This window comes from Sphaerochaeta sp. (assembly GCF_050178175.1).
In the GTDB taxonomy this organism is placed as follows: domain Bacteria; phylum Spirochaetota; class Spirochaetia; order Sphaerochaetales; family Sphaerochaetaceae; genus Sphaerochaeta.
The window spans coordinates 1-11,521 of record NZ_JBFXGH010000067.1; the positions used below are offsets into that span (position 1 = coordinate 1).

The 11,521-nt window shown below is 46.4% G+C and carries 9 protein-coding genes and 1 pseudogene; 6 read left to right on the forward strand and 4 right to left on the reverse strand.

Annotated elements, in window-relative coordinates; translation table 11 throughout:
- Together AB7S66_RS08255 and AB7S66_RS08260 are read right to left on the reverse strand one after the other, a co-directional pair.
- Positions 1-345, reverse strand: a pseudogene (locus AB7S66_RS08255) (hypothetical protein); the annotation flags it as partial.
- A gap of 9 nt (positions 346-354) precedes the next feature.
- Entirely contained in the window at positions 355-1,026 is a 672-nt protein-coding gene (locus AB7S66_RS08260; RefSeq protein ID WP_428518968.1) for a cytochrome c biogenesis CcdA family protein, read from the reverse strand.
- 62 nt (positions 1,027-1,088) lie between these two features.
- Here AB7S66_RS08260 and AB7S66_RS08265 point away from each other — a divergent pair, with 62 nt between their 5' ends.
- The 4 genes from AB7S66_RS08265 to AB7S66_RS08280 are packed head-to-tail and all read left to right on the forward strand — an operon-like array spanning position 1,089 to position 5,511.
- Positions 1,089-1,877 (forward strand): SAM-dependent methyltransferase, encoded by a 789-nt coding sequence (locus AB7S66_RS08265; protein ID WP_428518969.1) that lies wholly within the window; start codon positions 1,089-1,091, stop codon positions 1,875-1,877.
- Entirely contained in the window at positions 1,874-2,992 is a 1,119-nt protein-coding gene (locus AB7S66_RS08270; protein ID WP_428518970.1) for a DUF362 domain-containing protein, read from the forward strand. Before AB7S66_RS08265 ends, AB7S66_RS08270 begins: the two co-directional genes overlap by 4 nt.
- An 11-nt stretch (positions 2,993-3,003) precedes the next feature.
- Complete coding sequence (locus AB7S66_RS08275) at positions 3,004-3,486, forward strand: COG2426 family protein (protein WP_428518971.1); 483 nt, start codon at positions 3,004-3,006, stop codon at positions 3,484-3,486.
- 6 nt (positions 3,487-3,492) lie between these two features.
- Positions 3,493-5,511, forward strand: coding sequence for an ATP-dependent helicase (locus tag AB7S66_RS08280; protein ID WP_428518972.1), 2,019 nt, complete (start codon positions 3,493-3,495; stop codon positions 5,509-5,511).
- Here the strand turns inward: AB7S66_RS08280 and AB7S66_RS08285 are convergent, their stop codons facing one another.
- Positions 5,512-6,222, reverse strand: a complete 711-nt coding sequence (locus tag AB7S66_RS08285; protein ID WP_428518973.1) for a hypothetical protein — start codon at positions 6,220-6,222, stop codon at positions 5,512-5,514. It abuts the gene before it with no gap.
- 955 nt (positions 6,223-7,177) lie between these two features.
- Between AB7S66_RS08285 and AB7S66_RS08290 the strand changes: the two genes are divergently transcribed.
- Positions 7,178-7,342, forward strand: coding sequence for a hypothetical protein (locus AB7S66_RS08290; RefSeq protein WP_428518974.1), 165 nt, complete (start codon positions 7,178-7,180; stop codon positions 7,340-7,342).
- A gap of 71 nt (positions 7,343-7,413) precedes the next feature.
- Complete coding sequence (locus tag AB7S66_RS08295; protein ID WP_428518975.1) at positions 7,414-9,534, forward strand: glutamine synthetase III; 2,121 nt, start codon at positions 7,414-7,416, stop codon at positions 9,532-9,534.
- Here the strand turns inward: AB7S66_RS08295 and AB7S66_RS08300 are convergent.
- Positions 9,507-11,114: an alpha-amylase family glycosyl hydrolase gene (locus AB7S66_RS08300; protein ID WP_428518976.1), complete on the reverse strand. Its 1,608-nt coding sequence runs from the start codon at positions 11,112-11,114 to the stop codon at positions 9,507-9,509. The two genes, AB7S66_RS08295 and AB7S66_RS08300, sit on opposite strands and share 28 nt — an antisense overlap.
- Positions 11,115-11,521: the final 407 nt, after the last annotated feature.

Consider the following 11,521-nt stretch of genomic DNA (forward strand, 5'->3'; position numbering starts at 1 on the left):
GAGAGGAATATCAGGCATCTTTGGTGCTTCCTCAGCAGGAGCATCTGCAGCAGCTTCCGTTTCAGGGGCATCGGCCTCTTCGTCAGCTGTTGCCTCAGGAGGAGTTGCTACCGGCTCATCAACTGCAGAACTTGTTGTGGCCACAGCTGGTTCTTCTACTGCATCAATTGATGGTGCAACGGCAACAGTTTTTTCTGCAGCAGTGGGAATATTCGTAAGATTCGGGGTGAGTGAGACAGATGGAGCGCTGCTCTCCTTGAGTGCATTGTATGCAACTGAGGCGACGACAATGATTACGATGAATGAAATCAGGGTAATCATCAGGGTACGGGTATTTTTTTTCATGAAAAACTCCTAAAGAAATAGTGCGGCCGGATTGAATCCCAAGGTCAAGACAATGCCGAAGGCCAGAAGGAAGAATCCGCTGATTATCGTGATAAGCTTCGAATGTTTCTTAATTGCTGCAAAGACACTTTCAAGCTGCTCGAGCAAGATTGCCGAGAGCAAGAATGGAATGCCAAGGCCCATGGCATAGAATAAAAGGGTCAGCATACCCTTTGATACCATTTCAGCATTTGCCGCCATCATCAGGGCACTACCGAGTAGGGGGCCTACACAGGGAGTCCAGCCCAAGGCAAAGACCAAGCCAAAGAGCATCGACTTGGGAACATTCATGTTCTGCAAGCCTTTCATTTGGAACTTGTGGTTGTTGTTCAATGCGGGTATCAGGACGAATCCCAAGTTGTTCAAGGCAAAGAGGATGACCAGGACACCACCGATACGGTTGAGCATGTCCAAGTGACTTTGCAGGAACTGCCCTATGGTGGTTGAGGCAGCCCCAAGGGCTACAAAGAGGATGGTGAATCCAACGACGAATGCTATGCTGTTTTTCACCAGCAGATTCTTTTCCTGATCCTGCTCTGCCACACCACCGGCTAGGTACGAGAAGTACAGCGGGAGGATGGGAAGAATACAGGGACTGATGAAACTGATAATGCCTTCGAGAAATGCAGTTATATACGCCATGGCTGAGCATATCATAAGAGGGAAAGGTTCACAAGAGGGATAAAAGTTGGTACAGTCTGACCATGGCAAAACAGAAGGGCAGAGCAGATGGAGAGACGCTGTTTGGGGCATATTACCAGGATATCTATAAAGATCGCTGGGAACCGCTGAAGGCAGCCTTGATTGAGGATAAGGTACCTATCGCGTACGATGAGGGGCTGACCCAGCCATATTACCTCGATGAAGCATCGGTTCTCGCTGCAAAACTGCTTGGTGTACAGAAGGGAGAGACTGTACTGGATATGTGTGCAGCCCCAGGTGGGAAAACGCTTGTGCTTGCTTCCTTTCTCCAGGGTGAGGGGAAACTGGTCTCCAATGACCGCTCTTCCGCCCGGAGGGCAAGACTGAAGCAAGTGGTAAAGGACCACCTCAGCGAGGCCGAACGGGAACTTGTTCAGGTAACAGCCCATGATGCTACACGCTGGTCGCTTTATGAACAGAATGTATATGACCGGGTATTGCTCGACGCCCCTTGTTCCAGTGAGCGCCATGTGTTGCATGACCCAAAGGCCCTTGCGATGTGGAGCCCATCCCGTCCAAAGAGGCTTGCCATAACCCAATTTGCCATGCTTGCTGCCGCCTTGGAAGCGGTAAAACCGGGTGGGTATATTCTGTACAGTACCTGCTCCATCAATCCGATGGAGAATGAACGTGTTGTCGAGAAGTTGTTCGAAAAACGAGTGGGAAGATTCACCATCATGGATAGCGCCCAAGTGGGAAGTGAAGAGAGAGATTATGGCTCCATCATCCTTCCCGACCGTGGAGAGGGCCGAGGTCCACTCTATTTTTGCCTGATCAGGAGAGATGTATGAGTAGTGTCGCCATTGTACGATGTGAACAATATGAACAAGCGTTGGTCGATCAGGCGGTTGCCGTGGCATGCAAGATAGGAGAAATGCCTGATGTCAGGGACAAGCGTATTCTTCTCAAACCGAATATTCTCAGTGATGCCAAGGAAGAACGTGGTATAACCACACATTCAGCCGTCCTCAGGGCTATGATCAGGCATCTCAAGAGCCAAGGCGCAAAGGAAGTGCTGGTTGGTGATTCCCCCGGATTGCAGAAACCCAATTTCCAACCAAAAGCTTCAGGTATATATCAAGTATGTGAAGAGGAAGGTGTGCAATGGATTGACTTCACCAAACAACCCAAGACCTACACCATTCCGTATACCCGTGGCAAGAAGCTTCCTCTCGCTGCCGTACTGTCTCAGGTGGATATGGTCTTCAGCCTCCCCAAGTTCAAGACACACCAACTGATGTACGCCACAGGAGCGGTCAAGAACCTGTTTGGATTGGTGCCCAATCTCTACAAGAGTCCCTGCCATGTACAGTTCCCCTCTCGTGAACAGTTTGCAGCCCTGATGGTGGGCATTGCATCCATCGTGAAGCCTGCGTTCAGCCTGATGGACGGGATCATCGCCATGGAGGGGCCAGGCCCGGCAAATGGGATCTCTCGCCATCTGGGCCTCTTGATCGCCAGCCGTGACCCTGTGGCATTGGATTATGCACAGGCACAGATCATGGGGTATGATCCTCTACTTGTGCCCATTGTTGCTGAGGGAATTAGGAGAGGATTGGGAGACAAACCCACCTCCTACCCTGCTCTCTCTGCTGAAAAGCTGGTACAGAGTGATTACATCCGTATCGAAATGCAAAAGCGCACCAGTTTCATCCACTCCTTGATCGTTCCCTTTGTTTTCAGTCACTATATTCGCTGGAAGGTAAAGAAGGAGCGCAAGGCTCCGGTCTTTTTGGTCGATTCTTGCATTGGTTGCAGGAAATGCATCGACATTTGTCCTGCCGGAGCCTTGACGATGGTTGATAAACGTATCATCATCGACCCTAAGGCTTGTATCCGATGTTACTGTTGCCATGAAGTTTGCCCTGCCTCAGCGATACTTGTTGATGAAGTAATTCCCTCCTAGAGGATGGTTGTATGGATAGTCCCGCCTTGTTTTTCAGTATCTTGCTCTCCCTTCTCCCTATCAGCGAACTGAGGGGAGGCATACCGTATGCCTATTTCAATGGTGTTTCACTCTTCATTGCAACGCCTCTTTGTGTACTCACCAATGCCTTGGTGGCCCCGATCGTGTACACGTTCCTGGCAACATTCCATAAACTATTCCATGGACACTGGAAGTGGTACGCATCCTTCTTCGACCGTTTTGTCGCCAGGGCACAAAGACGTGTCTCTTCTAAGGTCAACCGGTATGGTTACTGGGGTATTCTTCTTTTTGTGGCAATACCCTTGCCGATTACCGGCGCATGGACGGGTACCCTTGGTTCCTGGATTTTGGGCCTTGACAAGCGCAAGACCATGATGGCAGTATTCGGCGGAGTCATTGTCTCCGGCCTGATCGTCACCAGCTTGGTTGTCCTTGGGGTTGGAATCGATTCAGTTTTCATTAAACGAATCTGAGGAACCATGCAATTCAATTTAGAAAAAGAGCTCAACCCTGAGCAGTGCAAAGCTGCATCCACTTTACACGGCCCCCTGCTTGTTATAGCCGGAGCCGGTAGTGGAAAAACTAGAATGCTGACCTTTCGTATTGCGCATATGTTGGAGAAAGGAATCAATGAACACTCCATCCTTGCATTGACCTTCACCAACAAGGCAGCAAAGGAGATGGCACAGCGGGTGCGCTCCCTCACTGGCTTGCCGTTGAAGAAGCTAACCACGACCACCTTCCATGCTTTTGGCATGGGAGTACTCAAGCAATACATCCATCATTTGGGATTCAAGAATAATTTCACTGTCTATGATACCAATGACAGGAAAGCCTTGATGAAGGAAGTAATCCAGAATCTTGATTATGTAGTTGAGAGTTTTGACTTGTTTGAGCTTTCATCATTGTTCAGTGACATCAAGACAAAGCGCAAGGTCTTTGGCCCCAACGCCTCAGACAAGATCAGGAATCTCTACTATGAGTATGAGAAACATCTCAAGGCATACAACGCTGTCGACTTTGATGACCTGATCATGAAACCCCTTGAATTGTTTGACAAGCATCCTGAAATCCTAGATGAACTCAGGGAACGCTACAGTCATATTCTTGTGGATGAGTTCCAGGATACTTCCCTTTCCCAGTACCGCATGGTCGAGCTGCTTGCCCAAGAGAGCCGCAATCTCTGCGTGGTTGGTGATGACGACCAGTCCATTTACAGCTGGAGAGGTGCAAATTACGAGAATCTGGTGATGTTTGAACGTGAATTCCCCGAGCGTCTGGAAGTGAAGCTCGAACGCAACTATCGTTCCACTGGAAATATTCTCGAGGCTGCAAACCGCTTGATCGTAAACAACCAGATGAGGAAGGACAAGAAGCTTTGGACAGATAGTGGAAAGGGCTCTTCCATCCGGCTCATCCACCCTGCCCACGACGAGGATGAGGCTTCAACCATCGCAGATGAGATTCTCATGATCCACAAGAAAGAGGACCGTCCATTCAGTGATTTCGGTGTACTGGTGAGAACCAACAGCCTGATAGCCATCCTGGAGACCAAGTTCACTGAACGGGGTATTCCTTCCCAGGTGACCGGTGGGCAGAGTTTCTTCGACCGGAAGGAGATCAGGGACATTGTGAGCTACCTGAAGGTGATCGCAAACCAGGATGATGATATCAACCTGCTCAGGATCGTCAACACGCCAAGAAGGGGAATCGGCAGGACCACGCTCGAGAAGATGCGCAAGGTAGCTGATGACCATAAGTGTTCTCTCTTCAGTGCCCTGACCCTCATGAGCATTTCTACTGATGGGCAAGTCACTGAAGCAATGAAGCATACCCTTAAGCGGTTTGCTGATATGATTGAGGAGTATCACTACAAGCTGTTCAATACAAACACCCAGAGAAACCAGATACTCAGGACCTTGATCCAGGAGATTGGGTACAAGCAGCATATCGAGGCTGAACATCCCGACAATGAAGCCTTCGCTGCGTATAAGATGAAGGGTGTCAACATGCTCTGTGATATGCTTGCAAGGTGGGAAAGGAACCCTGAGAACAGGAATGCTTCCATATTCGACTACCTGAACAGGATCAGTCTTGCAGGAAAAGAGAACCCAGAGGAAGAGGATGCAGGGAAAATTGCCCTGATGACCATCCACGCCTCCAAGGGGCTGGAGTTCGACACGGTATATCTCGCAGGGGTGGAAGATCAGTACATTCCCCATGCAAGGGCAATTGAAGAGAACCCTGAAAGTCTTGATGAGGAACGCCGGCTTTTCTATGTAGCTATCACCCGCGCAAGGCGTGCACTTATCATCAGCAGCTGTGAGAAGCGAAAAAGAGGATTCGAACTGGTAACCAGTATCCCTTCACGTTTCCTTGAGGAGATTCCCAAGGAACTGTTTGATGAGGTAGATCCAAACAAGCAGCTTTCCAGTGATGAGGTGAGCGACAAGCTGAGACTGCTCAAGGAGAGGCTGGCATCCAGGCAGGTGAGATGATTAATCAGGGTTGGTTATGGTCACGGTAATGGTATCCGTATACGTACCGCTGACCCGATTCATGACTTCTGTCTCACTGATGCCACCGATACGGATATTGCGGGTATTCAATATGCCGGGCTGTAAGCCTGACCATGTGTAAGCAGTCCCTTTTTCTATCAGATCGTTCTCCAGGTATAGGTTGAAATTGATGGGACTTCCAGAACCAGCACTTGGGAAAAGCTGAAACGAGGATGCCTGAGATTGGTCAGTAAAGGTAAACAGCTGTGTATAATTGGTTCCTTGTGTCCCATTCATGACTTCTATGCGAGCCTCATTTATGGTCACCCTGTTGCTCCCATAGGCATCACTGAGTTCAAAATTTGATTCAGGTATAAGGAAATCGATGAAGAAACTCTCGGTGACTGGTACCTCACCATAGTAAAATCCTGGTGTATCCGGATCATCTGGATTGGTGTAACTTCCCGGATCAAGAATTGGAGTATTATCAGGACCACTTGAACCATCGGTAGTAACATAACTCCCTTGTGATTCCTTCACACTGCCTGATCCTGTGGTATACGTTCCAACATTGGTATTTGGACTATCGGCAACAGCCACACTGAAGAGAGGATTGAATCCAACGGGTAAGGAATAGGGAGAATCCAATTTAAAGTAAGAAGCTGGCCGCCATCCACTTTGAGCATTCCTATTGGTACTATTTGTATTCACCAAATATAATTCTACATAAAAAGGATTTGCGTACACTGTATTTCTCTGCCAAGAAATTATTGGCCTCACATTATTGTAGAGAACCTGCAGGACCGGCTCTGAACCTAAGCCATTGGGATAGGCAACAGATATAATGTAGAAATCATTCGTGTTTAACACGAATGGACCATCAGCCCAATCCTTCATAAGTCCAGTGAGCGGTATTTGGCCGCTTGCCTCTCCTATATTCACCAAAGAGGGGCTATATATTTCTCCGTTTGTCGAAGTTATGACAAATGTGCCAAGTTTTGCACCCAACACGGTCGGATGGGTGAATGGGCCAGGAGAGATATCAAGGGTGATTGCACTTTCTCTCAGATATGTGGCTGTCACCTCAGCGAATAGTACCATCGGTGAGAAAAAGAGAACTAATATTATGCAAAATCGATATATATTTTTCATAGTATTGGTACCACAAATCTAGAAGCCAATCTCCAATATAAACTTATCATACTATAAAATAGCAAACTAACGGACAAATCACAAGAGATGGACAAATAGTGTTGCTTTTTGGCTAGCACGTCTACATTTGCATGAAGGCGTTTTATTGCACGGAGGAATTCCAAATGCAATAATCCAGATTACAGAATTTGAACCTTGAACTAGTCCCTGCGCGGTGGCCTAGGCTTTTCACCTGTGGTAACTTTGTGGTTGGCTGATCATGATAATTTACTATTCATTATGGATTGTCTCGGTGCACTTTTTGCAGAAGTGCAGGTTGTCTATGAACCGGTATTGGTTCTGAAATTTGAAAAGGGTCCCTACCCTTTTGATGCTTCTCATTTGGATTCACTGGACTGGTGACCTGGTATGAGCAGAATGGACAACCAGTGTATGTGCAACAGGAAACACTTTTCCGGATTGCCAGCGTACGCTTTCTGCCATCCCCTACCTTCTTCTCTTCGGAGGAGAACCAGTGACAGGTAATGTCCCCCTTGACTGGGTAAATCTTTCTTCCACTGCTCCAAACATTCGTTCGATTGAGGTATCTGGGATCAATCAAGACCGTGCTGACATGGCTCCAGCAGGTTTGTATCACGATACCATTACCATCAGTATCACTCCAAAAGATACGTTGTAATCCTCTGCCTTATTGCATAATCATGCAAAAAGTGTGTATTGTCTGAACATACCAATCAGAGGATGGGCACTATGTTCGATATAGACTACGCCAAAACACCGGTTACCGATTTCTATGGAGTCAATTGCTTCACTGAAGTAGAGATGGGTAAGTACCTCAGCGACCCAATCATCAGACAGCTGAAGGAAGTACAGCGTGGTCAACGTGAACTGACCAGTGAACTGGCAGACTTTGTTGCAAGTGCAATGAAGCAGTGGGCCCTTGCAAAAGGAGCAACCCACTTCTGTCACTGGTTCCAGCCACTTACCGGCCTTACCGCAGAAAAACATGACTCATTCATCAGCCCTACCAAGGGAGGGAAGGTCCTGCTTGAATTCAGCGGGAAGGAGTTGATCAAGGGAGAGGGTGATGCCTCTTCATTTCCAAATGGAGGACTAAGGGCAACTTTTGAAGCACGTGGATATACTGCTTGGGATACCTCCTCCCCTGCCTTCATCAAGGACGTCAACGGGGTAAAAACCCTGTACATACCCACTGCATTCTTCTCCTACAACGGGGAAGCACTCGACAAGAAAGTACCATTGCTGAGAAGCAACCAAGCACTCGAAAAACAGGCCCTCCGCGTGCTAAAGGCTTTGGGAAATTCCAAAGCAAAACGCGTTATTGTCAATATCGGTCCTGAACAGGAATATTTCCTGGTGGACAAGCAATTTTATGACCGGAGACCCGACCTCAGGCTCACGGGACGTACCGTTATGGGTAACTTGGCGGCCAAGGGACAGGAACTGAATGACCACTACTACGGTACCATCGGGGATCGGGTGACAGTGTTCATGAGTGAACTCAATTTTGAGCTTTGGAAGCTCGGTATCAGCAGCAAGACCCAGCATAAGGAAGCTGCTCCCAACCAGTTTGAGATTGCAGTCGTATATGATGCTGCCAATCTCTCAACGGATCACAACCAACTTCTGATGGATGTACTCCAGATGGTGGCACTTCGCCATGACATGGTAGCCCTCCTCCATGAGAAGCCTTTCCTGGGAGTAAATGGATCAGGCAAGCATGACAACTGGTCGCTCAGTACTGATGATGGCACAAATCTTCTCAGCCCTGGCAACAATGTTGAGGATAATCTGCAATTCCTTATCTTCCTTACTGCTTTTATCAAGGCAATGGATGAATATGCTCCTCTTATCAGATGCGGTGCGGCCACCGCTGGCAATGATCATCGCCTCGGCAGTGCCGAAGCTCCTCCCGCAATTATCAGCATTTATCTGGGGGAACAGCTCAGCACCATCCTCGACACCATTACCATGGAAGGTTGTTGCACAAAAAGCGACAGACAATACGTACAGATGGGAATGACCATGTTGCCTCAGCTACCCAAGGACCTGACTGACCGTAATAGAACCAGTCCAATAGCCTTCACCGGCAATAAGTTTGAATACCGGATGGTAGGCTCATCACAGTCTATGGCAGGCCCAAATATCTATATCAACACTGCCGTTGCACAAGTTCTTGAGGAAGCTGCCAATCGTCTTGAGGCTGCAGAAGATGTTGAGCTTGAGTGCCACAACATCATTACTGATTTCTACCAGGGTCATAAACGCATTGTTTTCAACGGAAATGGGTATAGCAAAGCGTGGAAAGATGAAGCTAAAAAACGCGGACTTCCCGAATTTAAGGACACTGTTAGTGCTCTGCCACAAATGCTGAGTGAGAAGAGCTTGGAGCTCTTTGAAAAACAGCAGGTCTTTACGAAGAGTGAGATTACCTCCAGACTCGAAATATACCTGCAAACCTACAGCAAACAGATCAACATTGAAGCTTCGATCATGGTTGAAATGTGTAGAAAGTATGTCATTCCTGCGGTAAGCGAATATGTTGGCAAGCTCAGCGATACAATTGCCAAGCAAAATGCCATAGGTCTCGATACCACGCTGCAAAAACGGAATGTGGGTATTGTCCAGAATGCTCTCAATCAGGCAATTGAAGCTACGGAATACTTGCATACTTGTGTAGCAAAAGCACTATCCTTTCATGACGAAGTGCTGACCCAGGCAGAAATTTATCGTGATGAGGTGGTACCTCAGATGCAAACACTGAGAAGTTATGTCGATCTTGCAGAGACTTACACAGAGAAGCAATACTGGCCATTTCCCAGTTATGATGATTTGCTCTTCAGACTGTAAATGCATCCCTGCCAAGGCTGAAGTAAAAATGATTCAGTCTTGGTATCCGGAAGCATTCTCTGTGAGGTAAAGCGCAAAATCCAGTCACTTTTTTGATACGCCAAGTCACGGAGGACAACATTCTGTGTCCTAGCGCTGAAATTCAGAAGCATCAATCGCTTCTCATCATCATATTCACGTATATAACAAACAATATGCTTGTTGTTCGTATTAAGATATGCACATGTCCCACGTCTGAAGACAGGCTCCTCTTTCCGCATGCCAATCAGTGCTCGATAGTAATGCAACATGGATGAAGCATCTTGCTCTTGCGTTGTCACTGCATAGGAGTCAGCATTGGAGGCAAATGGAAGCCAGCTTTCTCCATCTGTAAAACCGTATCCCTCTTCATTGGACCAGATCATCGGCCCCCTTGCAGGGTCCCTTCCTGGATGAACCGGCCAATATCTTTTTCCTAAAGGATCTCTGATCGATTTCCAAGGGACTTTTGAATCGGGCAAACCTAATTCTTCTCCGTAGTACAGAAATATCGATCCCCTTTGCGTGAGCAAAAACAGAGCAGCAAGTTTCGTTTTCGCTACATTTCCAGAAAGTCGGCTTACTAATCTTGGTATATCGTGATTATTTAGTACCCAACTCGGTATCCTATTTTTACCTACTGCTTCACACCAACGCTTTGCGCTTCGCTGCCACTTGATAGCATTGAATCGAGTATATGCAAGAGAGAAATCAAAGGAGAGATGTAGTTCATCCCTATTCCTGCCCAAGAATGAGGCAGCCAATTCCGGCTCCCCTGGCAGCTCAACCATGATCTCACCTACCAGCATCCTGTCTGGGTAGGTATCGACCAATTGGCGCATCATTCTCAATTTCTGATGTGTTCCCGGTCTATTTCTGTCAAAGATGTGCCGTTGCATATCATATGGCCTCGGGCGAGAACCAAAAATTCTTGGATTGCTTCTTAGTGTCTTATCCTTGACTATGCAATTGATCACATCAAGACGGAACCCATCCACCCCACGATCCAACCAGAATGTAAGGATTGAGAACATCGCATTTACAACCTCCTGGTTCCTCCAGTTAAGATCTGGCTGCTCTTCCAGGAAAGAATGTAGATAGTATTGCTTCCTCTTCTCATCATAACTCCATGCTCTCTTCCCAAATGCTCCTTGCCAATTATTAGGAATCGTATCACTCCAGATGTAATAGTCAGCCTTATCATTATCCTTCGATTGCCTGCTCTCCTGGAACCAAGGATGTTCTATTGATGTATGATTAAGCACCATATCAAATATAACTTTGATATTATTCTTATGCGCTTCCTGAATCAATTTTTCTACATCGGCCATAGTTCCAAATACCGGGTCTACATTCTGGTAGTCAGAAATATCATATCCATAATCCGCCATAGGGGAACAATAAATTGGGTTTAGCCATATCGCATCGATACCTAGTGAAACCAGATAATCCATTCTCCTTATGATACCTTGCAGGTCGCCAATCCCATCGCCATTCGTATCCTGAAAGCTACGTGGATAGATCTGATAGACGATACACTCTTCCCACCATGCTGTTGCCATCTCTCATACCTCACAAAAGATTATACCGCATGAAGAAGAAGAGCTCAAAAGGGAATTCTTAAAAATGGTCTGATAACATTTCTTCAACTATTATGCTTCATCCAATGGTTGATATAATTGTTTTTTTTCAATACATATTTTTATGTATTAAATAGTGTATCAATATCATTTCTGCTGTATATTATATTGTATTATATTCTTTATTATATAATTCCAATATATTTACATTACAGGATAATGTATATAGCTATCTTACTCATTTATTAAAATACCTAAACTAATAAATTCTATACTTTTTTTGACTATTATATGTGCATATACATAGCATACCTATATCAAATAATTATTATTTGATATAGGTTCTAGTCGAAATATAACAGAATCAATAAACTTTATCCAATAAAATA

Coding starts and splice junctions, on each gene's coding strand:
- AB7S66_RS08260 (WP_428518968.1), bottom strand. CDS start 1,026: ATGGCGTATATAACTGCATTTCTCGAAGGCATTATCAGTTTCATCAGT.
- AB7S66_RS08265 (WP_428518969.1), top strand. CDS start 1,089: ATGGCAAAACAGAAGGGCAGAGCAGATGGAGAGACGCTGTTTGGGGCA.
- AB7S66_RS08270 (WP_428518970.1), top strand. CDS start 1,874: ATGAGTAGTGTCGCCATTGTACGATGTGAACAATATGAACAAGCGTTG.
- AB7S66_RS08275 (WP_428518971.1), top strand. CDS start 3,004: ATGGATAGTCCCGCCTTGTTTTTCAGTATCTTGCTCTCCCTTCTCCCT.
- AB7S66_RS08280 (WP_428518972.1), top strand. CDS start 3,493: ATGCAATTCAATTTAGAAAAAGAGCTCAACCCTGAGCAGTGCAAAGCT.
- AB7S66_RS08295 (WP_428518975.1), top strand. CDS start 7,414: ATGTTCGATATAGACTACGCCAAAACACCGGTTACCGATTTCTATGGA.
- AB7S66_RS08300 (WP_428518976.1), bottom strand. CDS start 11,114: ATGGCAACAGCATGGTGGGAAGAGTGTATCGTCTATCAGATCTATCCA.